Source organism: Reinekea marina (genome assembly GCF_030409715.1).
Classification (GTDB): domain Bacteria; phylum Pseudomonadota; class Gammaproteobacteria; order Pseudomonadales; family Natronospirillaceae; genus Reinekea; species Reinekea marina.
The window spans coordinates 1,122,117-1,144,006 of record NZ_JAUFQI010000001.1 but is presented as its reverse complement, the minus strand read 5'-3'; the positions used below and the strand labels follow the sequence as shown (position 1 = coordinate 1,144,006).

The window sequence follows — 21,890 nt, the reverse complement described above, 5'->3', positions numbered from 1 at the left end:
GGTTATCGAGCACCTTTGTAGCGCCGTTCCGGCCGTCCAACCTGGCCATAGCTGATCTCTGCTATGGCTTCTTCACTTCCGACTAAAAATTCTAAGTAGCGCCTTGCCGTGGTTCTAGAAGCACCTATTTGTTGCCCTACTTCTTCGGCATTAAAATCTTGATGTAAGGTTAAGATTTCTCGGACTTTGTCGAGCGTAAGTGCATCGATGCCTTTCGGTAATCGTTTCGTCGTTTTGGGTTTACGGTCTGTATTTGAGATTAAAGAGTCGAGTTCATCTTGGCGCAATGAATTGAGATTATTAAGGCGATCAAGGTGGCGCTGATAATTATTTATGGCTTCTTCTAAACGCTCAAAAACCAAGGGTTTTAGAATGTACTCGAATACACCAGAACGCAATGCATTTCGCAATACATCCACTTCTTTTGCCGCAGTGATGAGAATGACGTCCAATGGCGAATTATCAGCACGCCACTGTCGCAGCAGGTCTAAACCGTTGCCATCGGGCAAATATACATCTAGCAACACCAAGTGAGGTTGAAATACCTCAATGATCGCGTTGGCGTCTTCAACCGAATGTGCAATGCCGACTAACTCGACATTGTCTATTTTATCGAGAAACCGTCGTTGAATTTCTGCAATTTTGGGGTCGTCTTCTATGATCGCAATTTTTAACACTGTCATAATGCAATTGCACCTTCGGTTTTGGGTAAATACAAAATAAATCGAGAGCCCTTAGGTTCTAAGTTTTCTATATCTATATGGCCTTGGCATTGCTGAATTATATTTGCGATTAAATACAACCCAATACCATGTTCTCGCCCCGTTTTACTACTATAGCCTTTCGTAAAAATAGTTTCTTGCAGTTCTATCGGTACACCCGGCCCTTGGTCTTGCACCTCAATAATGACGTCTTGGCCAATATCGGTAAAACTAATACTGACTTCACCACCCGCGCCAGTGGAATTTAAGGTCGCTTCTAATGCGTTATCGATTAAATTGCCCAACACCGAAGCGAGTTGGTCTTGTGTAATGTTCTTAGGCAAACCAGCTAACTCACTTTCGTTATCGATTCGTAAGCTTAAGCCCATTTCCTTTGCTCGGTTATACTTACCTAACAAGCAGCCGGCAATCACAGGGTTCGGCGTCGCTTTAACTAATAATGTGATCAATGCTTGATGGTCTTGCGCTTCTCTCCCGATAAGAGCAAGGGCATCTTGTTTTGCATCAAGCTGAATTAAGCCTGCAATCGTATGTAGTTTGTTTGAATACTCATGCGCTTGGCTGCGAAGCGTATCGGCATACTGTTCAATTTTTGTCAGTTGTTGGCTAATGGCATCCACTTCATCTCTAGGTCTAAAACTGGAAACAGCGCCAATAATTTCACCTTCAAACTTCACGGGCAAACGGTTAACAACAAGCTGTTTATTGTGAAGCCAGACTTCTAAATCAAATTGCGGAACACCATTGCTCATAAGTTCTAATAATTTCGTATCGGGTAAAACCGTTTCAATGGGTAGGCCTTCTAATTGGGTTCCTGTATCTAAACCTAGCATTTCAATTGCTCGGCGATTAAAAGTGGTTACGATGCCGTCTTTGTTGATCGCGATGATACCTTCGACTACCGATTGCAATGTCGCTTCTTGCTCTTGAAATTTACGGGCGATTTCTTCAGGTTCTAAACCAAAAATTTCCCGCTTTAAACGACGAGCAATGACAATAGCCGCTAAAATACTGCCGATAATTGCAGATACTAAAACCAACGTCAGCCAAGTGGAGTATCGTTGAATGGTCGCCTGAACTTGTGATAACGAATAACCGACAGACACAATACCAATGATATCCTCACCATATTGATCGTAAATTGGGGCTTTACCTCGTGTCGAATAGCCTAAACTGCCCTCGGCCTTATCAATATAGGCTTCACCTTGTAGAAGTGCGATAGCCCCGGTATCTCCATCATCATCAGCCATCGATAAACCGAGCTTACTGGGATTAGGGTGAGCCAAACGTAAACTGTTTTTATCACCAATCACAATAAAGAGGGCGTCATTCGTTCTCGCCAAATGTTGCGCTAAGTGATTTAGCGAAGCGCTGTCACGTTGCTCTACACCCTCTATTATCGCTGGCACCGCGGCTACCGTCTTAGCAACACTGAGCGCTCGCTGCCCTATCTCTCGATCTAAAGATACCGACAAATTGACCCAAGCAAAGCCCCCTATTAGCGTTGCTTGCAGCAATGAAATAAAACTCATTGACCACATCAAGCGGGTGCCTAATTTAAGTTTGCGTATTTTTAAAAGACGAAAACGGCTCATGATACTTCTATTATTTTTATTGATATTACCCAAAGTTTAACAAAGCTGGCCGAAAATACCCCGTGAACTTTATGAACAAAATGCTCAATTGGTTTTTAAAACCCACTAAAGCCATAAACTTTGGTTAATCCTGCCCTCAAAGTAATCTAAATCCACCTGATCAACAGGCACTATAAAAATAATGAGGAAACACAATGATTAAGAACAAAACATTAAAAGTGGCACTCGCCGCGGTCGTTGGCTTATCAGCCTCTTTCGCATCGGCTTGGGAACCTACTGGCAAAGTAGATTGTATTGCTCCGGCTAATCCGGGTGGCGGCTGGGACTTTACCTGCCGCAGTGTGGGCAATGTATTAGAAGCACTTAACTTAGTTCCGGCTGCCGTTCAGACAACCAATATGGCTGGCGCAGGCGGTGGTGTGGCATTCGCACACGTGCTGGGTAAGCGTAACGACGATGATCAATTACTTGTTGCCGCCTCAACAGCAACTACAACACGCTTAGCGCAGAAGCAATTTGCCGGAATGGACGCAAGCATGGTTAAGTGGGTTGGTGCACTTGGTGCCGACTACGGAATCATCGCCGTAGGTAAAGACTCTCCTTATAAAGACCTAAATAGCCTGATGGCTGCAGCGGCTAAAGATCCGCGTTCAGTGAAGTTCTCTGGCGGTTCAGCCAATGGCGGCTGGGATCACCTAAAAGTACTGATCGCTGCAAAAGCGGCGGGCGTTACTAACCTACCTAAAATCCCATACCTTTCATACAACAATGGCGGCGAAGCCATTACGCAAGTTGTAGGCGGTCATGTTGATGCCTTCACCGGTGATATTTCTGAAGCCACGGGTTTCTGGGAATCAGGTGATCTACGCATTATCGCTGTTTTGGCTGAAGAGCGTCTACCGGGTAAATTCGGAACGATTCCAACGGCTCGCGAACAAGGTATCGATGCGTTAGGACCTAACTGGCGTGGATTCTATATGCCAAAAGATGCCGACAAAGCGGCTCAAGAATACTGGGTTAATGCAATTGACACGCTTTACAACTCACAAGAATGGAAAGACGTTATGGCTAAGAATGGCTTGATTCCATTCCATCCAAAAGCGGATGAATTTGAAGCGTTTGTAACTCAACAAGTTGCAGACATCGAACAACTTTCACGTGAAATTGGTTTATTAAAATGATGTTAAACGGGGATCGGCTGTTAGGCCTGTTCCTGTTCGTGATCGCCCTAGCCTATGGCTGGGCGTCACAACAGTGGCCAGAACCTTTCGGAAGCCATGAAGTAGTCGGACCAGATACGTTTCCTATGATTCTGGCCGTTGTATTGGCACTTGCCAGTATTGCACTGATGTTTAAACCTGAGCCGAATAATAAATGGCCTCATGGTAAAACATTACTTGAAATTGTATACGCGGTTCTAGCGCTCGTTCTTTACGCCGTACTGATGGAGCCTCTTGGTTTCATACTCAGTACCATGGGAGCGGTAACCTTTTTGTCTTGGCGAATGGGAGGCAACTTAAAAATTGCAGCGATCATTGCCTTAGCAAGTGCTGTTGGCGTTTTTCTACTTTTTAATAATTTACTCGATTTACCCCTACCTTTAGGTTTGTTGGAGATGAGCTAGTGGAAACCTTACAATTTTTACTCGATGGCTTTGCTGTCGCATTAACACCCACCAACCTAATGTATGCGCTGATTGGCGCCTTTGTCGGCACTCTCATTGGTGCGTTGCCTGGATTAGGTCCAGCTAATGGTGTTGCTATTTTAATACCGTTAGCATTTTCTCTGGCACTGCCAGTAGAAACCGCCCTAATCCTACTCACCTCTGTTTATGCAGGTGCAATGTATGGTGGGCGTATTTCTTCTATTTTATTGAATATACCGGGCGACGAACCCGCCATGATGACCTGTCTAGATGGCTACCCAATGGCACAGCAAGGTAAAGCTGCCGAAGCGTTAGCGATTTCTGCGATTGCATCCTTTGTGGGCGGTTTGTTAGGTACCATTGGACTGATATTTTTGGCCCCTGTACTGGCAAGATTTGCTCTAACCTTTGGTCCAGCTGAATATTTTGCCTTGTTCGTTTTGGCGTTCGCAACACTGGGCGGCATCACCGGCAAGAACCCTACTAAAACCATCATTGCTGCCGTATTAGGCATCATGATTTCAACGGTCGGTATGGATATTTCAACGGGGGTGCAGCGCTATACCTTTGGTCAACTCAAACTGTTCGAAGGCATCGATTTTATCTTAGCCATTGTCGGCCTCTTTGCTATATCTGAATTGCTGTTGTTTATCGAAAACAAAGCCAAAGGTCCTGGCAAAAAGATTATTGTTGGCAAACTCAATTTAACCTTCAAGCAAATATTTAAACTGATACCCACTACTCTGCGCGGTGGTGTTATCGGGTTTATTGCTGGGGTTTTACCTGGCGCAGGCGCATCATTAGGCAGCTTTGTCAGCTACACCCTTGAGAAAAAAGCCGTCGGCGCATCCGGTAAATTTGGTCAAGGCGATGAGCGCGGAGTTGCCGCACCTGAAGCCGGTAACAACGGTGCCTCTTCTGGTGCATTAGTCCCTATGTTGACGCTTGGTGTACCTGGCAGTGGAACAACAGCCGTATTATTAGCGATGTTAATCTCGCTTAACATTACACCAGGTCCGTTGATGTTTACTCAGCACGCCGATGTCGTTTGGGGCGTAATTGCAGCACTACTTATTGGTAACTTCTTACTATTGGTCTTAAACATTCCATTAATAGGTGTGTTTGTGAAGCTGCTGTCGGTACCGACACACTTCTTATTACCGATTGTTACCATGGTCGCGTTTGTGGGTATTTATTCAATTAGCCACAGCCCGTTTGATTTAAAATTCATGGTCGCTTTTGGTGTCGCAGGTTACATATTGCGTAAGCTCGATATTCCTTTAGTGCCAATCATTCTTGGTATGTTACTTGGTCCAGAAATGGAGAAGAACTTATCGCATGCGATGGTTGTTTCCGATGGCAACTGGTTAGTATTTTGGCAAAGCCCATTGGCGATCAGTATTTGGATGATTGCAGCGGCAGGTCTAATTTTGCCGATGATCTTTGGTCGTAGAATTCGAAAAAAAATGGAAAACCCGGTAATCGATTAACCGAAAAAAGGCAGACTCGTATGACTCTGCCTTTTTTATTTAAGCCGCTTCAGATTGCGCATCTTTCAGTTTGACTTCTTTGTGACCTTCTTCATTTAACCCTTGTTTCCAATAACTAGAAATGTAAATGTGCTCTTTTGGTACGCCTCGTTCTACCTTGAAGTATTGCCGCAATTCTCGCATGGTCGAAAATTCACAGGCCGCCCAAACACCTACGGTCCCTTTTGGCCAGCCCATAGATTGTACGTATTGCGCTAAATTTTCATGTGCCAATAGCCACCGAACTTCCACACCTTCTGGTTTTACCAAACTCACTATGTCGGCCGTACTGTTGACCTGAATAACCGCCTCACCTTGTGTGTTATTGGGCAGCTGATCTAAGTTGACCTCTATAGCGGGCAAGGCGGTCATGTCGCCTACTAGCAATACCCTGTCCGTTTGGGTTGTTACGATGGTTGCAGGCCCAGGGCCCCCAATTAGAATGGTATCTCCGACGTTACATTGGCTCGCCCAGGTAGAAGCAATTCCAGCCTGCGCCCCAGAACCGTGCAATACAAAATCTACTTCCATTTTCAAATTTTTCTCGTCAAATCGACGAACCGTATAGGTTCGCAAGATGGGTCTTTGACCGTTCAAATTGTTTAAATCATGGCCGTTTCGAATTGCTTGTTTGGTTTCAGGGTGAAACAACAGCTTGATGTAACCACCCTCGTGGTTTTTTGGAAAGTCGTTAAGGCTTTCGCCGGTTAACGTAACCCGATGCATGTTAGGGGTTACTTTCTCAGTTGAACACACCATGACTTCTCTAACGATTGGGTTTGCCATTTTACGGCCTCTTTCAATGTTGAATGAGGCCATATTGACACAGATGAGAATGATTATCAAATACATTTAAAGCCCGACCAATAAAAAGCCCGCACTGAGCGGGCTTCATTTTCACTACTAATAACTAGACGGCAACGGGGGCATCAAAGCGTTGATTTAGGTAGCTGATTATATCGGACGATTCATACATCCAAGTTTCTGCACCTTGGTTATCGACTATTTTTAAGCAAGGCACTTTCAGCAAGCCGCCACCCGCTAAAAGCTCGGCACGAGCTAATTCACTGCGCTTCGCGTCTTTAGTTTCAATAGCAAGCGATTGGCGTTTCATCGCAAATCGAACTTTTAAACAAAACGGACAAGCCTTGTATTGATATAGCGTTAAGCTTTTTGTTGCTTCATCAATCGCCACCTGTTGTTCTGAACTTCGTTGTACACCTTTTGGGCTGGCTACTTTCTCATAAGACAATATGAGAATGCCTAAAAACCAACGAATAACTGCCATAAACTAACCCTCACCAAGAAAAAAAAGCATTGTACCCTAACTCGGCACGAAAACTTAGCCCTCGCCTAATGCCAGTAATGAAGCATTACCACCGGCGGCCGTAGTATCTGTGCTAATCACCCGCTCAATGGTCAACATTTCATCGCCGGCCATTGAGCTTTCCAGTGCTACTCGTGCTCCATCTCGAGCGGCCAGTAAGCGACGGAATTCTGTTTTCGTTTCTTGGCTACCATCAAACAATACCAAAGTAATCTCAGATTCAGCGACAGCTTGCGCCGATGAAGCACTGCTGATGGTAATGAGGTGATCTAGTGCTAGCGCTTTGAGCGTTGCCATGATTTCATTTAAGATCGGCCTATGGATTTCACTGACGACTTGTACCAAGTTACCTAAATGCAAGCTACGGATAACTTGGATGATTAAAGCCAACTCGTCGCTTTCTGAACCTAGACACAATACAGTGCCTCGGCCAAAAATGCGCAACTCGTTAGTTTCACCTGTCGGACCCGTTAACATCTTAGGAACGAAAGAAACGGTTTCATCTTTGGCCAGTGCACTCTTAGCGACATGACTTATTGAGCCCGGTAATCTCTTGACTAATTCTGCCAACACCATTTTGCGTAACGATGCATCCTGCCATTTTTTCATGGTTTCTTTTGGATTCGAAGCTTTTCGCAATCGTTTCAATGCCGCTGTTTCTGTCCATTCAACGACGGGTCCTTTCTGATTAACGACACCCTGGCTTTCTTGCTTGTAGAAACGGCGTAAGTAATGTGGGCCACCTGCTTTAGGGCCTGTTCCTGACAAACCTTCACCACCAAATGGCTGAACGCCTACCACGGCACCAATTTGGTTACGGTTCACATACATATTGCCCACATGCGCCGCGTTACAAACTCGGCTTACACGAGAGTTAACTCGGCTATAAACGCCCATTGTTAACCCATAGCCGCTGGCATTTATGTCTTGTACCAGCTGATCTAAATCTTTTGCCTTAAAGCTGTAAACATGCAGAACTGGACCAAAAACCTCTTGTTTCAATTCATCTAAAGATTCAAGTTTATAAGCCGCTGGCGAAACAAAACAGCCATCGGATAACTCATCAGGGACCTTAACTTTGAACAATAATCGGCCGTTCTCTGTCATTGCATTACAATGGTCATCAATAGTTTTCTTCGCGGTTTCATCGATTACTGGACCTACGTCAGTGGCTTCATGCCATGGATCACCAATTACCAATTCATTGGCTGCGCCTTCGAGCATTTCTAGCAATGATTCTTCAATGTCTTCCTGAACACATAAAATTCGCAATGCTGAGCAACGTTGGCCTGCGCTTTGAAAAGCCGAAGCAACAATATCTCTGACGGCTTGCTCTAAAAGGGCGGTTGAATCGACAATCATGGTATTTAAACCACCCGTCTCAGCGATGATTCGGCAATCAGGATCAGCGTGTTTTGCAACGGTCTTATCAATCAGTTGCGCTGTCGCTGTTGAGCCAGTAAAACAAACACCTTTAATACTTTCATGACTGGTCAATGCCGACCCTACGGTTTTACCCTTACCCACAATCAGCTGTAAAACACCTTTAGGGATACCTGCCTCATACATCAACTCAACTGCACGAGTTGCCATTAAGGTGGTCTGTTCGGCAGGTTTAGCCAGCACGGGATTCCCACAAACAAGGGCCGCGACCACTTGGCCGGTAAAAATAGCCAGCGGGAAATTCCAAGGTGAAATACACACCACTGGACCAATTGCTTGCGTACCTTCCGCGGCCAATTGGCGACGTGCTTCAACGGCGTAAAAACGACAAAAGTCGACGGCCTCACGAATTTCCAGCAAGCCATCTAATCGAGATTTACCCGCTTCTAAAGTTGCCAGAGCCATCAATTCATGTTGATGCTCTTCATAGAGGTCGGCAATTCTTTCTAGCACCGCTGCACGTTTTTCAACGCCGATTTCAACCCAAGCAGGCATGCTGGCGAGTGCATTCTCAAATGCTTTATCTATAATTTGTTGATCGGCTTCAATAAATTCACCCACGTGAACATTTCGATTTGTTGGCGATAATACTGGAACCGTTACCCCCTGAATTTCAACACCGCCGACGGTAGACGCGCCTTTCCATTGATGGTTCTTAAAGCGAGTCATTTGCTCATCAACATGGCAGGCATGCAAGGGAAGGTTTAAGTTAATCCCGGCTGAATTTAGCCGCTCCTTGCCAAACATTTTGGGTGGCAAAGGAATCAGCCCATTCTCTACTTTTTCTAATTTATTTAATGTATCAATGGGATCGGTAATTAATTCATTTACCGGGGTGTTTTCATCCAGCAGTTTATTAACGAACGAACTGTTGGCACCATTTTCCAATAAACGTCTGACTAAATACGCTAACAAATCTTTATGCACGCCCACTGGCGCATAAATTCGGCACGGCACACCACTGTCCTTTAGCAGAATACGGTGCAATGCTTCACCCATGCCATGTAAACGCTGGAACTCAAACAATTGTCCAGGCTTCGCCATTTCTAGAATAGCCGCTGTGGTGTGTGCGTTATGAGTAGCAAACTGAGGGTAAATAACATCCGTTGAATTTAACAATAGCTGGGCACAACATAAATACGAAACATCCGTCGATACCTTACGGGTGTAGACCGGATAGTTTTCTAAGCCTAATAATTGCGCTTGTTTAATCTCGTAGTCCCAATACGCACCTTTAACCAAACGTATGGTAATTCGACGACCTAGCGTTGTGGCCAGCGTTCGCAAACACTGAATCATCAGTGGGGCTTGTTTTGAGTAAGCTTGAACAACGACTCCGAATCCATCCCAACCTTCAAACTGCGCATCGCTCAATACCGCTTCGATTACCTCTAAAGAAAGCTCTAATCGATCGGCTTCTTCAGCATCAATGGTGAAACCAATATTCGCTTCACAAGCGCGTTTGGCTAGTTTTTTAACGCTGTCGACTAGCGATGTCATAACTTGATGGCGCTGAACATACTCGTAGCGAGGGTGCAAAGCCGATAACTTGACTGATATACCAGAGTTATCATGCACTGAGTTGGATGAGACTTGATTCGCAATTTCGATGATGGCGTTTTCATAAGCGTCAAAGTACTTTTCAGCATCATGTGACGTTCTTGCCGCTTCGCCTAACATATCAAAGGAGTAACGGTACTTAGTCTGTTCGCCCTTTTTAGATTGTGTAATGGCTTCGTTGATATCTCGACCTAATACAAACTGTTTGCCGAGAATTTTCATGGCTTCTTTTATCGCCTTTTGAGTCACTGACTCACCTAAGCGACTGATGGTATCGAGCATGATATCGGAAAGGACGCGTTCGTCTGTTTTCTTTTCTTTAAACACTCGACCCGTTAACATCAATGCCCAAGTTGAGGCATTCACCAACATAGAGTTTGATGTACCTCGGTGCCCGGACCAATTACCGGTTCCTATTTTATCTCGAATGAGTGCATCGAGAGACAATGTATCTGGTGTACGTAGGTAAGCTTCCGCTAAACACATTAACGCCACGCCTTCGTTTGTCGACAAACCATACTCAGCTAAAAACAGTTCCATAAGCCCAGGCTTTGCATCGGCTCGGATATCGTCTACATACCCTGATGCGCGCGTTATGGCTTTTTCCCTTTGCTCTCTTTTGAACGTATTCGTTTCCAATAATTGCGAAATTGCATTCGATTCTGATACGAAGCGTTGTTGGGAAAGCTGCTGTTTTAGTTCGTTAAGGTTCATCGTTTTCACCTAAAGGTTATTATCAATAGACGTCAACAACCCAAGGGCTATGACAACCCAAGTGTTGTTACGCATATAAATGTTACTGCTAATGGTTACTGCAAAAAGACCCGCCAGCGTTGCGTCTATGTAGCCGCAACGCGTGACGGTTTTTTATAAATGAAATGCTATAGTTTTAAATCGTTCAATAATGCTTCACTTGGTTTAGCCGTTGCTTTACTCACAACAATAATGGCGATAAACGCAAGGATAAAGCTTGGCAACAACTCGTATAAGTAGTGGCCTTCTACTGAAACGTAATTTTTGAAAATAAAGATCGAAAGTGCACCCACCACAATACCAGCGATTGCACCTGCTTTAGTGGTGTCTCTCCACATTACCGACAAAATCACTAACGGACCAAAGGCCGCACCAAAGCCACCCCAAGCGTAAGCAACCATGCCTAAGATAGAGCCGGTGTCATTTGCCGCGATGATGAATGCTAGCAATGCAAACCCAACAACACCAAAACGACTGATCCATGCTTTCTTCTCTTCAGAAGCACCTTTGAATAGAGGAACGTCTTCCGTTAAAGCAGAGCTCAAAACGAGTAGTTGAGAATCGGCAGTCGACATAACGGCCGCTAATACGGCAGCCAACACCAAGCCGCTAATTAGTGGGTGGAATAATGCTGTAGTAAGCGCTAAGAAAATTCGTTCACTGTTACCGCCCTCACCTGCAACGCCAGGAAGCGCATTTAGCTCTGCGTAGCCAATACCGATTAAACCAATTAAAGTAGATAACACCAATGTCGCGACCATCCAAGACATACCGATGCGACGCGCGCGTGGCACATCTTCAACTTTTTCAATACCAAAGAAACGCGCCAAAATGTGCGGCTGACCGAAATAACCAAAGCCCCAAGCCATTAAGGAGATACCGGTTAAAATAGAGCCTGTTTTCCATTCAAAGGCTTTCGGATTAATCGCCGCAATATCAACATTGGTTCCGGCAATTGCAAAGTAGCCAAGTAAGGCACAAAAGACTAATGCGAAGAACATTAGAATGCCTTGAATAAGGTCGGTCCAGCATACCGCTAAGTACCCACCTAAGAAGGTATAAGAAACCACAACCAGAGTGGTCACGATAAGAGCGGTTTGTTCAGAAGCGCCAAAAGCGTGAGCGAATAATAAGGTGCCACCTTTTAAGCCTGAAGCCACATAAAGTGTGAAGAAGATTAAAATGACCACCGCTGAGACTAGCTTTAATACGCCTGTCTTATCTTCGAATCGGTTGCCTAAATAAGTTGGCAACGTTACGGCACCAAGCTGCTCACTAAAAGTACGTAATCGCGCGGCGACAACGACCCAGTTAGTATAAGCACCAATTGCAAGGCCTAGAGATATCCATAAACCTTCACTTAATCCACCAGCAAACACCGCACCAGGTAAACCCAGTAGCAACCAGCCACTCATATCGGAAGCCCCAGCACTGATAGCCGTCGTTGCAGGACCTAAAGAACGACCACCAATGATGAAACCTGCGTTATCTTTCGTTTTGGACATCGAGTAATACCCGATCCCGAGCATCATAATTAGATAGATGCCAAATTGGATGTACATCAACATATACTCACTCCGATTTATTATTGTAGTAGTTGTGGAAAGTAGCTTTCATCCACACTTATTTTTAGGTGCTCTCGGTTTATAAAAACCTGGACCTATTTTTTGCCTCAGCGATTTGTAACCAGGCGCTAAAAAACAACACCCATGATCACACTGTGAACTGTGTCAAGTTTCGCCGATTTATATTAGGAAATGGCACTAATTTTTGTTTTATTGTAGTCTTTACGACTGCCAAAACACTTATCTTTAGGAAATGCGACTATTATGGGCTATCAACCGGATCGTATTGATCTTCGAATCCTAGAAGAGCTACAGGCCAACTGTAGGCTAACAATGGTTGAATTGGCCAAACGGGTTAACCTGACCAAAACGCCGTGCAGCGAAAGGGTAAAACACTTAGAAAAAGCCGGGATTATTCGCGGTTATCACGCAAAGTTAGACCTTGTTGCAATGGAGTCAGACCACATTACCTTTGTACAGGTGCTTCTCACCAGTACGGCCGATGCCGATTTAGCCCTTTTTAATAGCCAAATCGCTAAAATTCCTGAGGTATTTGGCTGCCATATGGTGGCCGGAAACTTTGATTACTTGCTAAAAGTTCATACCAAAGACATTTACCACTTTAGAAGTGTTTTAGGGAATAAAATCTCAAACTTACCTGGGGTGCAGCAAACACACAGCTTTGTAGTCATGGAAAACGTCAAAGACACCAGTGACGTTCCCATTGCAAAATCAGACGCTTAAATTCTTTTTATTAACCTCTAGCCCGACCAATTTTATAACCGTGCTTAGCAATAGGCAGTGAGGTTATGCGCTCGCCCGTTGCTTGAAAAAGTGCATTAGTCATTGCAGCCGCTATAGGTGGCGTACCCGGTTCACCTATACCAGAAGGGGCTTCTGCCGAAAGTATAATCTCTACAACTATTTCCGGTATTTGATCGAGCTTTAGCATTTTGTAATCGTGGAAATTACTTTGCTTTACCCTTCCCTTTTCGATGGTAATGTCACCTTCGGCCACGGCCGTCAATCCAAATATTATGCCGCCTTCTATTTGAGCTTTCACGGTATCGGGATTAACCACGACGCCACAATCGAGTACCGCGGTAATTTTATGCAGGGTGACTTCTTTTTCAGGTGACACACTCAGCTCCACAACTTCGGCGATGTAAGTACCGAAAGACTTATGAAGTGATATACCCTGCACACGGCCAGGGTCACTTTTACCCCAGTTAGACAATGCTTTAATTTTCTCCATTACCGCAATTTCTCGCGCATCCTTTAAATGGTTACGTCGGAACTGGTACGGATCGGCTCCTACAGCTACCGCCACTTCATCGATTGCGCTTTCTACAAAGAAGCCATTACTCGAATGGCCTACCGAGCGCCAAAACCCTACTGGTATAGGCAAAGGGACCAGCTTGTTTTCATAATCAGGTTCTTCGACATAAGCCACATGCTTCATGCCTTCTTCCGCGACGGGATCGCCGATGATTTTAGTAACTGGAATCCACTTTAAAAAGCTCGGCATGCCGCCTTTGATTAAGCGCTTTAAAATTGACGTAGAGGCTGTTTGAGCACCCCAATGCATGATCCGATTATTTTCGTCCAAACCAATTTGAAACCGCGCAACGGTCGCTGGCCGATAATAATCGTGCTGCGTATCTTCCTCACGCGACCAAATAACTTTTACTGGCCTACCAACGGCTTTAGAAGCCAGTACTGCTTGCTCTACAAAGTCGGCTTCTCCGCGCCGACCAAAACCACCACCTAAATAGGTGGTGTGTACAAAAATCTCGTCTTGCTTTAAACCGGTAATGTCTTCAGCTATGGCACCGGTTTGGCTTTGACTTTGCGTCGGAGCCCAAATATCACAACGATCAGCCTGCACATAGGCGGTGCACGTCATTGGCTCCATGGTTGCGTGCGCAAGATAAGGTACTTCATAGGCTAGCTCGACAATTTGCTTGGCCTGTTTGGGGACCTTAACCTTGATGTCATCCAGCTCCTCATTCAGCCTTTTGGTGATATCGGCATTGGACATTAGTGGCTCGTCACCTTCATCGAATTTAGGCGCTAACGCCGCTAAGCCTTTTTTAGCTTGCCAATAGGAATCGGCCAACACGGCAATGCCATTGGGCACCTCAACTATATCTCGCACGCCTTTCACTTTCATTGCGGCATCTTTATTTACTGAAACTAACTTCCCCCCAAATACCGGCGCTTGCGCCACCGTGGCCACCAGCATGTCAGGCAGGTTCACATCAATGCCAAACTCAGCTTGCCCGGTTACTTTTTCTAAGCCATCCACTCTGGGTACAGCCTTGCCGATTAAATTAAAATCACTCGGTTGCTTAAGTTGTGCGTCTTCAACATCTATCATTAACGTTGCGGCGACTTCTGCAAGCTCGCTGTAGTTTAGTGTTTGAGCACCTTGAAACACCTGACCATTCTTAGTGATCAATTGGTTGGTATTCACGCCCCAGACTTTGGCAGCCGCAGCAAGCATGGCTTGCCGAGCCACAGCGCCCACTTGCCGCATAGGTAACCAAAAGCTCGAAATACTGGTGCTGCCACCTGTGATTTGGTTGCGCATGGCAGGGTTGTTAAATTGAGCGTTCCAAGGAGCAATGACTACGTTGACAGTTGACCAATCGGCATCCATTTCATCGGCAACAATCATGGCCATGCTGGTTTTTACACCCTGACCCATTTCCACACTGGGCACGGTTATGGTAACCGTTCCTGTTACAGCAATATGCACCCAAGCATTAAGCTGAGTGTTTGGCGCATCATCAGAGTGCAACATAATGACTTCATTTTTTGATGAGCAACCCACAATTAAACCAGCACCGGCAACGGCAACGGACGTTTGGATAAATTGACGACGGTTGAGATTCAACTCACTCATGACTCACCTCCTTGCATTAAATCCGCCGCGCGATGTACCGCTTTGCGGATTCGCGGGTAAGTACCACAACGGCAAATGTTTACCATGGCGTTTTCGATATCTTCTTCACTTGGGTTAGGGTTTTTATCTAGCAGGGCAACGGCGGTAAGTATTTGACCAGACTGGCAATAGCCGCATTGGGGTACCTGTTCGTCGATCCAAGCTTGCTGAACTGGGTGCCACTGTTGGACGCCATTATCGACTGATTCGTTTGGCTGAGTTTGTGTCACTCCTTCAATCGTGGTCACTTCTGCGCCTTCAGGTAAAGCCGCCACAGGGAATACGCATGTACGAGTTGGTTCACCATTTATTAACATGGTACAGGCTCCGCATTGCGCTAACCCACACCCAAATTTAGTGCCGGTAAGCCCTAAAGAATCACGCACGACCCACAGCAAAGGGGTGTCTGCATCGACATCGGCTTGGTAGGCTTTTTTATTCACGGTGAGTTTAAACATCGCGTACTCTCCTGTTGGCAAGTTATTGGAAATAATCTGTGAAAGCGGATAAGTCTTCGACGACATCGACATCAAAGGCTAAGGCCTCGTTTTGAACTTGAAGGCAATCGTTAGGTTGTTGTTTTTTAAGAGCCCTAATGAATCGGCCCGCACCTTGCTCACCCGTTAAAGATAGCAGCTTTGCTCGATAGTGCTTGGTTATAAGAGCCGGTACACCCACCACGTCTTGGTAACTTGAAGCTACAACCGTTTTACTAGAGCCGCTTTGTAGCCAAAGATCGATCATGGTATTCAAATGCGCTACGGTTAACCGATATTGATCCACTGTCATAAACAACCAAGCTTGAGCGGATACCTGTTCAACGATACGATGTATAGAGCTCGCCATTCCCTGCTGCCAATGCGTATTTGCAATGACAGAGGCCGATAATTGAGTGCTTAAGGCTGTGGCCTCTGGTGTATCATTTAACACAACATAAACAGGGTGCCCGGTGGCACTCGCCATTGTTGCCTGCCTTGCAAGTAATGATTCACCCCGCACGCACAGTTGCTGCTTAGGTGTACCCAAGCGTTTTGAGCCGCCCGCTGCGAGAATACAAATGGCAAACTTATGCATGAATACTCTGGGTTTTATTGCGTAAGGAATCTGCACTTCGATTATTCAATACCGCAAGCATTTCTGCCAAAATTGAAACGACAATTTGATCAGAAGAATCGGCTCCAATATCTAAACCCGCTGGCCCATACAAGCGACCGCCGAAGAATTCAACAGATAGATTTGCGCTTTTCAGCACCCGATCTCGTCGATCGGCAGGCCCTAACATACCAATGTAAGGGGCATTAGCTGTTTGAATTAATTTAATGGCATCGATGTCTTTGTCATAATCATGGCTCATGACCACAATGGCATCGCTTTCACCTACATCAAAAGCTGCGTTGGCAAAGGATGATACCTTTAAACCCATGGCCTGACCTTCTTTAATATAAGCTTCTCGATCATCCAAAAGCTGAACATAAAAGCCAAGTGGTTGAGCCATGTTGGCCAGTAGTCGGGCATCGGATGAAGCTCCCAGTAAAGTAAGTCGTTTTGCAGGAGTCACGATTTCAAGCAAGAATTCTTTGCCGTTTATTGTCACCAGTTCAGGAGTTTCTGTGGCTTGGGCAATAATATCTTGTGCATTAGTGGGCATGTTGTCGGTTGCAAAAAACGAAGCACCCTGTTTTATGGCATAGTCGCCGCTTTCATCAATCGCGCTTAACAAAGTTGCTTTATTTGGGAACTGCTCTGCAATATGAGCCAAAGCTCCGTAACCATTTTGGGGGCTTAAGCAATTAATGCGCACCCGCACACGTCCATTACAACCGGGTCCAAAAACACATTGGTTTGGATCAATGGTACGCATATCGTATTCTAGTACTTGGTGTTTTTGGTGAGATAATAATCCGGGCGCAATTGCGCTGAGCTCTCCTTCTAAACAACCGCCTGTTACTAACCCTGTCATCATTCCGTGAGCGTCTATCAGCATCCGCGCTCCCGATTTACGGTAGCTTGAACCATCGGTGTCTGTAATACAGACTTCTAGAATTGGTTCCTCTGCCGAACGTGCTTGGTTTAACGCGTAAATGAAGTCTTGATAATTATTCATGCCATACCTTCAAAATATTAAGCGGATGTGCTCGTTGTGGGCTCATCTGTTTTTTTAAACACTGCAATCAGTTTTAACGTAAGCCAGGCTACACCCGCAAACAAAAATGCGAGCAAATATTCTATAAACGGAATACGAACCACTTCGTTGATCATGTTGAAGCCGCGATCAGAATAAATGACCACCATCGAAATCAGATATACCGCCAAGAACAACCACTTAGTTACCTCTTTAAGACCTAAACCGTGCATTTGAGTAATGATAAACATGCCAAAAAATCCAAAAAAGAACATTGGCCAAACCTCTTGCCCCAACATAAAAGCAACGGCCGTGCCGTGGAACAAAACAAATACTTCTAAGGTAGCTTTCCAATTTTTATTCACATGCATATTGGTAAACATAAGCGCGCCTTGCGTCATCAATAAGAAAATGTAGAAAAAGCCAACTAAGTGGCCTGAAGAGTTTTCCATTGGGTGGAACCAAAAAGTGTATATGGTGGCCCACGCAAACACATAACCGTGATAGCGTTTAAAAACACGACCGGGTTCATTCATCATAGGTATTTTTTTGCCCCAAAATAACCCACGACGATTATTCTCCATGACCAAAACCATCACCAAGAGCACAATAACCGAGCCTTGAGAACTAAATACTGAGGTGTCTTGCGCGATACCATCGTACCAAATAGCAGTTTGTACCCAATGCAAAACTACAAAGCCCAGTGTACCGATTAGCGCCAGCATATTTATAGGGTGGAGCTTTTTAGAATATTTAAGACCTGCACGCTGAGCATAAAAAATAAGCCCCCACATAAAGCCTTGGTGCAATATATAGCCTCCCCAAGAAGTGAATCGGCTCATAAAATCAGGGTTTGGCAGTTTCCAGTAATACCAAGAGGCGCCTGCATCGGGCAGTAAATCAGGCGATACGCCAAAAGGTCTTAATAAATATATGGCCAGGGTGAGTAGACCAGAAGCGGCAATGGCAATGAGTAACGCCTGTTTTGCGCTGGGGAGATTTTGAAGTGCTTTCATGTTAATTCACCAATCCTTTTTATAATATACGCACGCTCTGCCATTTAGATTACCGCAACGGCCAAAAAAGTGATAACTATGTGCCAGCTCATTCTATTTAAAGGCACAATCCATACTCTACCTTGAGCATTGGTGCATTAAAATCAACAATCTAACGCCGTACTAACATTAGAGCCCTAAGCCAACGCCTAATCGTTGCATATAATTTGCTAGGGCTTTTTGCTCTAGATCACTTGATCCTGACAACGCCTTATAAACCCCTTGCTGATCTTCTTTTGAACGCTGCTGCCCGAGTTTTATTTTACCCTCAATGCTCGTCAATTCTATTTTAAAGCCAACAATGGCCGCTAACAGTTTATCGCGGTATTCATTGGTGACTATGTTTCTGTTTTCCAACAAAGCCGGTTCGTATTTGTGTACAACCTCTTCTACCGCACTGAGGGTATCGTCGCGATTAAGCAAAGCAACAACACCATAAGCATGTACAGCCGCATAATTCCACGTTGGTACGCCAGGAGCTTTTGCATACCAACTGGGCGATATGTAACTGTGAGGCCCAGTAAATACGATCAATACCTCGGCATTGTCTAGTTCTTTCCAATGAGGATTCGCTTTAGCGCAATGCGCGTATAACACGCCTTGGTCACCTTCATTGCGATGCAGAACGAAAGGAAGATGAGTGCCCGTTAACGAGCCAGAGACGATAAGCCCGAATCCAAACTCTTCTATAAAGTTGTGTTTGTCAGAAAGCTCATTTATTTTCAATCGGTTTGGTGTGTACATGCAATTTCTCTAATTAATATCGTTCATTACATTTTAGGGTTAGACGCTGTTCACAATTAAGCAATGGCTCACTTAACTATTCAATATAGCGTGCTACCATAGCGCGAGCTTATCCAAAAAGGAACTTCAGTGACCATCGCCTCTCCAACCTTTAATTCAAAGCGGATACACAGCCTAGACAGCATCCGCGGCTTTGCCCTATTGGGCATTTTAATCATGAATATACAAGCATTTGCAATGCCCGAAGCGGCCTATTTAAACCCAACGGCCTATGGTGACTTTACGGGTGTCAATAAAGTGGTTTGGTTGGTATCGCATGTATTTTTCGATTCAAAATTCATGTCGCTGTTTTCAATGCTTTTTGGGGCTGGCATTTTATTATTTTGCAATAACTTGGTTGAACGTGGCAAAAAACCCTTAGGCATTCACTACCGTCGAATGTTTTGGCTGTTACTATTTGGATTTATACACGCGCACCTAATTTGGTCGGGCGATGTATTATTTACCTATGCGATGTGCGGATTCATTCTCTACTCATTTTACCAACGCTCCATTAAAACGCTTTGGTTCGTTGGTATTAGCTTATTAGCAATAGGATGGGGGCTTTTAGAAATGACTCAATTCAGCCTTGCTTATTTGAGTGAAGAAGAACTTACCGAGCTGAATAACGATTGGTCGCCGACATTAGAAGCCACCCACAGCAAACTGGCGGCAATGACAGGCCTTTGGCAAGAGCAATTTTCACTAAGAACCGAAAACGCTTGGCTAATGCAAACCGTTGGATTCGCTTACTTTGGGTTATGGCGAGTAGGAGGTTTAATGTTGATTGGCATGGCTTTATTTAAACAAGGGTTATTCACAGGAGCTTACTCAACGAAAGATCATTCAAGTAAAATTCTGTTCTATTTTTTAATTGGTTTCGGTTTTACACTCTATGGCTTGAATTTTAATATCGACAACGAATGGAGCTTGTTTCATTCTCAGTTTCGAGGCTACCAGTTTAACTACATTGGCAGTGTGTTCGTAGCACTTGGCTATGCTCATTGCCTGGCCCTAGTGATACAACAACAATGGCTATCAACAGCCATGATTCACCTAGCCTATGTCGGCCGAATGGCTTTTACCAATTACATTTTCCAATCAGTCATTTGCACATCAATATTTTATGGCTTCGGTTTAGGGTTGTTCGGTTCGGTAGAGCGATGGCAGCAGGTAGTTATTGTTTTAATAATATGGAGCGTACAAATTATCGGTTCCAAGTTATGGTTAACCCACTTTAGATTTGGACCGCTGGAGTGGGTTTGGCGAGGGCTAACCTATTGGCGCCGGCCTTTGTAGGGCTTAAGTAGCTCTGAACAGAAAGTTATGAAGCCAGTACTCACTTGAAAACCGAATGATTATTCAAGCTTTCCTTTAATAAACGCTTGCTTTGTTCGAGGCTAGACAATACACGCTCTTTTAGCATTTTTTCAAGAAAGCCTGGCTCGCCATTTAAAAACAGCATTTCATAAAAATATAAGTACGATAAGAACTCTCCACTAAGAACCGAGCATTTATACTTATGAGTCTCTGTCATCGCATATTGGATTACTTTCTCATGTTCTTCTAAGTGCATTTTAATCCAACGGCGTTTAGAAATATCTCTAGGCCAGATATCATGATCCGATAAGATGCCAACATAGTGTCGATATTTGTCTAGCTCCCCGGCTTCCTTTGAAAGATAAGCCAAAAGCAAAACACCATTTGCATTGGTGACCCAGAGTTCTTCATTGTTTTCACTTGGTTTCAAGTATACAAAACTTTCCAGAAATTCTTTTGCTTGCTGTTTCTGGTCATCAAAAATCATAAATGATGCAAGCTCAATGGCCTTTTCTATATCATTAGAATGTGTTTTTTTAAACTTAGATATTAAGCTTTTTTTCATTCTACTGATAATTAGCGGATCGCTATCGTCTTGGATCAGTTTTAGCATTTTATTTTCCTAGCTTCTTGTTACTCAAACGATTTGTGTATTCGAAAGGTAATAATTCCCACTCTAAGAGTCTGCTTTATAGCCGTTCTCTAATGCCCAATCAACCATATCCTCAATTTCATTTGTTACACAATCGTGAGTCATAAAAATATCATCGATTGTTATCTCATCGAGCTTGCCATCGAATTCAAAGAATAACTTTAACTTTGAGTTGAGATCCATGATTAGCCGAAGTGTTTGCCGCAAGAAGGCAGCTCCACACATTAGGCAATCAAAATGCGATCGTGCTTCGATCACCTTAACTTCGGAGAAATAGCCTGATAATGAGCACTCAACAACCCAATCGTTCGACTCACCTCTGCAGTAGGGTTTACCTAAGGTCAGTGCTAATGGCTCTACTTTACGGCGGGATAACCCAACCTTTACTGCCTATTTATATTCTTCAATTTCCATATATTACTCACTAACTGAAGTTTTCAGGCCATAATCTATAGTTTAACCAACTTTGACTAATGAACACGTGTCAACTGCGAAGGTTTAAAAGATACTAATTAGAGACTATAAAGCATTGCATTATTTAGTCGAACCTAAAAGCTGCGAAAGTTCCAGTATGGTGATACTCAATGCACCATTTTCGGCTACTAGGAACAATCCAGAAATCAAAGTCCTGATTAATAATATCATCTAGGATAAGAGGAATTGCATTTAAACCTAACTCCAATTCTGGCCTCAAGGCATTGCTCCAAATGACACTGACTGTCTCATCTAAGGGCTCTAAGTAACTACATAGCTTAAAGTAGGCTTCAGACATACTTACATGTTCTTCGCTTGTGAGAATAAGCTTATTTTCAATAGGGTTTTGATTTATTTGTACCCATGAGTGTATATCCACAGTGATCTCAAGCCATTGC

22 protein-coding genes are annotated in these 21,890 nt (G+C 44.3%); 7 read left to right on the top strand and 15 right to left on the bottom strand.

Annotation, left to right across the window (positions count from 1 at the left end; all coding sequences use genetic code 11):
- Positions 1 to 2: 2 nt before the first annotated feature.
- Positions 3 to 683, bottom strand: coding sequence for a response regulator (locus QWZ13_RS05925; protein ID WP_290280949.1), 681 nt, complete (start codon positions 681 to 683; stop codon positions 3 to 5).
- Positions 680 to 2,317, bottom strand: a complete 1,638-nt coding sequence (locus QWZ13_RS05920) for an ATP-binding protein (RefSeq protein WP_290280948.1) — start codon at positions 2,315 to 2,317, stop codon at positions 680 to 682. The genes QWZ13_RS05925 and QWZ13_RS05920 overlap by 4 nt, the downstream gene beginning before the upstream one ends.
- A gap of 194 nt (positions 2,318 to 2,511) precedes the next feature.
- Here QWZ13_RS05920 and QWZ13_RS05915 point away from each other — a divergent pair, with 194 nt between their 5' ends.
- From QWZ13_RS05915 to QWZ13_RS05905, 3 genes are read left to right on the top strand one after another with little or no spacing between them, the layout of a single operon-like run.
- A complete protein-coding gene (locus QWZ13_RS05915) occupies positions 2,512 to 3,498 on the top strand; it encodes a Bug family tripartite tricarboxylate transporter substrate binding protein (protein WP_290280947.1) in 987 nt (328 codons plus the stop codon).
- A complete protein-coding gene (locus QWZ13_RS05910) occupies positions 3,495 to 3,941 on the top strand; it encodes a tripartite tricarboxylate transporter TctB family protein (protein ID WP_353958972.1) in 447 nt (148 codons plus the stop codon). The genes QWZ13_RS05915 and QWZ13_RS05910 overlap by 4 nt, the downstream gene beginning before the upstream one ends.
- Positions 3,941 to 5,452 carry a tripartite tricarboxylate transporter permease gene (locus tag QWZ13_RS05905; protein ID WP_290280946.1) on the top strand — a complete coding sequence of 504 codons (1,512 nt, stop codon included), beginning with the start codon at positions 3,941 to 3,943 and terminating at the stop codon, positions 5,450 to 5,452. Before QWZ13_RS05910 ends, QWZ13_RS05905 begins: the two co-directional genes overlap by 1 nt.
- Before the next feature lie 39 nt (positions 5,453 to 5,491).
- Here the strand turns inward: QWZ13_RS05905 and QWZ13_RS05900 are convergent, their stop codons facing one another.
- The 4 genes from QWZ13_RS05900 to putP form a co-directional block, all read right to left on the bottom strand.
- On the bottom strand, positions 5,492 to 6,310 hold the full coding sequence (locus tag QWZ13_RS05900) for a siderophore-interacting protein (RefSeq protein WP_290280945.1): 819 nt from the start codon (positions 6,308 to 6,310) through the stop codon (positions 5,492 to 5,494).
- Positions 6,311 to 6,401: 91 nt separating this feature from the next.
- Complete coding sequence (locus QWZ13_RS05895; protein WP_290280944.1) at positions 6,402 to 6,779, bottom strand: glutathione S-transferase N-terminal domain-containing protein; 378 nt, start codon at positions 6,777 to 6,779, stop codon at positions 6,402 to 6,404.
- A 54-nt stretch (positions 6,780 to 6,833) separates the two neighbouring features.
- A complete protein-coding gene (gene putA / locus QWZ13_RS05890; RefSeq protein WP_290280943.1) occupies positions 6,834 to 10,535 on the bottom strand; it encodes a bifunctional proline dehydrogenase/L-glutamate gamma-semialdehyde dehydrogenase PutA in 3,702 nt (1,233 codons plus the stop codon).
- A gap of 167 nt (positions 10,536 to 10,702) precedes the next feature.
- Entirely contained in the window at positions 10,703 to 12,142 is a 1,440-nt protein-coding gene (putP, locus tag QWZ13_RS05885) for a sodium/proline symporter PutP (protein WP_216001339.1), read from the bottom strand.
- A 152-nt stretch (positions 12,143 to 12,294) separates the two neighbouring features.
- On the opposite strand from putP, the gene QWZ13_RS05880 reads away from it, so the two are divergent.
- Both QWZ13_RS05880 and QWZ13_RS05875 read left to right on the top strand, forming a co-directional pair.
- A complete protein-coding gene (locus tag QWZ13_RS05880; RefSeq protein ID WP_290280942.1) occupies positions 12,295 to 12,429 on the top strand; it encodes a hypothetical protein in 135 nt (44 codons plus the stop codon).
- A complete protein-coding gene (locus QWZ13_RS05875) occupies positions 12,404 to 12,883 on the top strand; it encodes an Lrp/AsnC family transcriptional regulator (protein ID WP_216001340.1) in 480 nt (159 codons plus the stop codon). Before QWZ13_RS05880 ends, QWZ13_RS05875 begins: the two co-directional genes overlap by 26 nt.
- A gap of 10 nt (positions 12,884 to 12,893) precedes the next feature.
- On the opposite strand, the gene QWZ13_RS05870 is transcribed toward QWZ13_RS05875, so the two are convergent.
- From QWZ13_RS05870 to QWZ13_RS05845, 6 genes are all read right to left on the bottom strand, one after another.
- A complete protein-coding gene (locus QWZ13_RS05870; RefSeq protein ID WP_290280941.1) occupies positions 12,894 to 15,047 on the bottom strand; it encodes a xanthine dehydrogenase family protein molybdopterin-binding subunit in 2,154 nt (717 codons plus the stop codon).
- Complete coding sequence (locus tag QWZ13_RS05865; RefSeq protein WP_435407386.1) at positions 15,044 to 15,616, bottom strand: (2Fe-2S)-binding protein; 573 nt, start codon at positions 15,614 to 15,616, stop codon at positions 15,044 to 15,046. Before QWZ13_RS05865 ends, QWZ13_RS05870 begins: the two co-directional genes overlap by 4 nt.
- Positions 15,567 to 16,196: a nucleotidyltransferase family protein gene (locus QWZ13_RS05860; RefSeq protein WP_290280940.1), complete on the bottom strand. Its 630-nt coding sequence runs from the start codon at positions 16,194 to 16,196 to the stop codon at positions 15,567 to 15,569. Before QWZ13_RS05860 ends, QWZ13_RS05865 begins: the two co-directional genes overlap by 50 nt.
- Complete coding sequence (locus tag QWZ13_RS05855) at positions 16,153 to 17,190, bottom strand: XdhC family protein (RefSeq protein ID WP_290280939.1); 1,038 nt, start codon at positions 17,188 to 17,190, stop codon at positions 16,153 to 16,155. The genes QWZ13_RS05860 and QWZ13_RS05855 overlap by 44 nt, the downstream gene beginning before the upstream one ends.
- Before the next feature lie 17 nt (positions 17,191 to 17,207).
- Positions 17,208 to 18,224 carry a hypothetical protein gene (locus tag QWZ13_RS05850; protein WP_290280938.1) on the bottom strand — a complete coding sequence of 339 codons (1,017 nt, stop codon included), beginning with the start codon at positions 18,222 to 18,224 and terminating at the stop codon, positions 17,208 to 17,210.
- A gap of 168 nt (positions 18,225 to 18,392) precedes the next feature.
- Positions 18,393 to 19,007 (bottom strand): FMN-binding negative transcriptional regulator, encoded by a 615-nt coding sequence (locus tag QWZ13_RS05845; RefSeq protein WP_290280937.1) that lies wholly within the window; start codon positions 19,005 to 19,007, stop codon positions 18,393 to 18,395.
- Positions 19,008 to 19,136: 129 nt separating this feature from the next.
- On the opposite strand from QWZ13_RS05845, the gene QWZ13_RS05840 reads away from it, so the two are divergent.
- On the top strand, positions 19,137 to 20,345 hold the full coding sequence (locus QWZ13_RS05840; protein ID WP_290280936.1) for a DUF418 domain-containing protein: 1,209 nt from the start codon (positions 19,137 to 19,139) through the stop codon (positions 20,343 to 20,345).
- 40 nt (positions 20,346 to 20,385) lie between these two features.
- Here the strand turns inward: QWZ13_RS05840 and QWZ13_RS05835 are convergent, their stop codons facing one another.
- Entirely contained in the window at positions 20,386 to 20,796 is a 411-nt protein-coding gene (locus QWZ13_RS05835) for a hypothetical protein (RefSeq protein WP_290280935.1), read from the bottom strand.
- A 246-nt stretch (positions 20,797 to 21,042) separates the two neighbouring features.
- Complete coding sequence (locus QWZ13_RS05830) at positions 21,043 to 21,276, bottom strand: hypothetical protein (protein ID WP_290280934.1); 234 nt, start codon at positions 21,274 to 21,276, stop codon at positions 21,043 to 21,045.
- A gap of 26 nt (positions 21,277 to 21,302) precedes the next feature.
- Between QWZ13_RS05830 and QWZ13_RS05825 the strand changes: the two genes are divergently transcribed.
- Entirely contained in the window at positions 21,303 to 21,446 is a 144-nt protein-coding gene (locus QWZ13_RS05825; RefSeq protein WP_290280933.1) for a hypothetical protein, read from the top strand.
- 110 nt (positions 21,447 to 21,556) lie between these two features.
- Here the strand turns inward: QWZ13_RS05825 and QWZ13_RS05820 are convergent, their stop codons facing one another.
- Positions 21,557 to 21,871: a hypothetical protein gene (locus QWZ13_RS05820; RefSeq protein ID WP_290280932.1), complete on the bottom strand. Its 315-nt coding sequence runs from the start codon at positions 21,869 to 21,871 to the stop codon at positions 21,557 to 21,559.
- Between the last annotated feature and the right edge of the window lie 19 nt (positions 21,872 to 21,890).

What these genes read in the sequence shown, in the direction of transcription:
- QWZ13_RS05925 (WP_290280949.1), bottom strand. Translation starts at nt 683, where the DNA reads ATGACAGTGTTAAAAATTGCGATCATAGAAGACGACCCCAAAATTGCA.
- QWZ13_RS05920 (WP_290280948.1), bottom strand. Translation starts at nt 2,317, where the DNA reads ATGAGCCGTTTTCGTCTTTTAAAAATACGCAAACTTAAATTAGGCACC.
- QWZ13_RS05915 (WP_290280947.1), top strand. Translation starts at nt 2,512, where the DNA reads ATGATTAAGAACAAAACATTAAAAGTGGCACTCGCCGCGGTCGTTGGC.
- QWZ13_RS05910 (WP_353958972.1), top strand. Translation starts at nt 3,495, where the DNA reads ATGATGTTAAACGGGGATCGGCTGTTAGGCCTGTTCCTGTTCGTGATC.
- QWZ13_RS05900 (WP_290280945.1), bottom strand. Translation starts at nt 6,310, where the DNA reads ATGGCCTCATTCAACATTGAAAGAGGCCGTAAAATGGCAAACCCAATC.
- QWZ13_RS05895 (WP_290280944.1), bottom strand. Translation starts at nt 6,779, where the DNA reads ATGGCAGTTATTCGTTGGTTTTTAGGCATTCTCATATTGTCTTATGAG.
- putA (WP_290280943.1), bottom strand. Translation starts at nt 10,535, where the DNA reads ATGAACCTTAACGAACTAAAACAGCAGCTTTCCCAACAACGCTTCGTA.
- putP (WP_216001339.1), bottom strand. Translation starts at nt 12,142, where the DNA reads ATGTTGATGTACATCCAATTTGGCATCTATCTAATTATGATGCTCGGG.
- QWZ13_RS05875 (WP_216001340.1), top strand. Translation starts at nt 12,404, where the DNA reads ATGGGCTATCAACCGGATCGTATTGATCTTCGAATCCTAGAAGAGCTA.
- QWZ13_RS05870 (WP_290280941.1), bottom strand. Translation starts at nt 15,047, where the DNA reads ATGAGTGAGTTGAATCTCAACCGTCGTCAATTTATCCAAACGTCCGTT.
- QWZ13_RS05865 (WP_435407386.1), bottom strand. Translation starts at nt 15,616, where the DNA reads ATGTCGATGTCGTCGAAGACTTATCCGCTTTCACAGATTATTTCCAAT.
- QWZ13_RS05855 (WP_290280939.1), bottom strand. Translation starts at nt 17,190, where the DNA reads ATGAATAATTATCAAGACTTCATTTACGCGTTAAACCAAGCACGTTCG.
- QWZ13_RS05850 (WP_290280938.1), bottom strand. Translation starts at nt 18,224, where the DNA reads ATGAAAGCACTTCAAAATCTCCCCAGCGCAAAACAGGCGTTACTCATT.
- QWZ13_RS05845 (WP_290280937.1), bottom strand. Translation starts at nt 19,007, where the DNA reads ATGTACACACCAAACCGATTGAAAATAAATGAGCTTTCTGACAAACAC.
- QWZ13_RS05825 (WP_290280933.1), top strand. Translation starts at nt 21,303, where the DNA reads ATGAGCACTCAACAACCCAATCGTTCGACTCACCTCTGCAGTAGGGTT.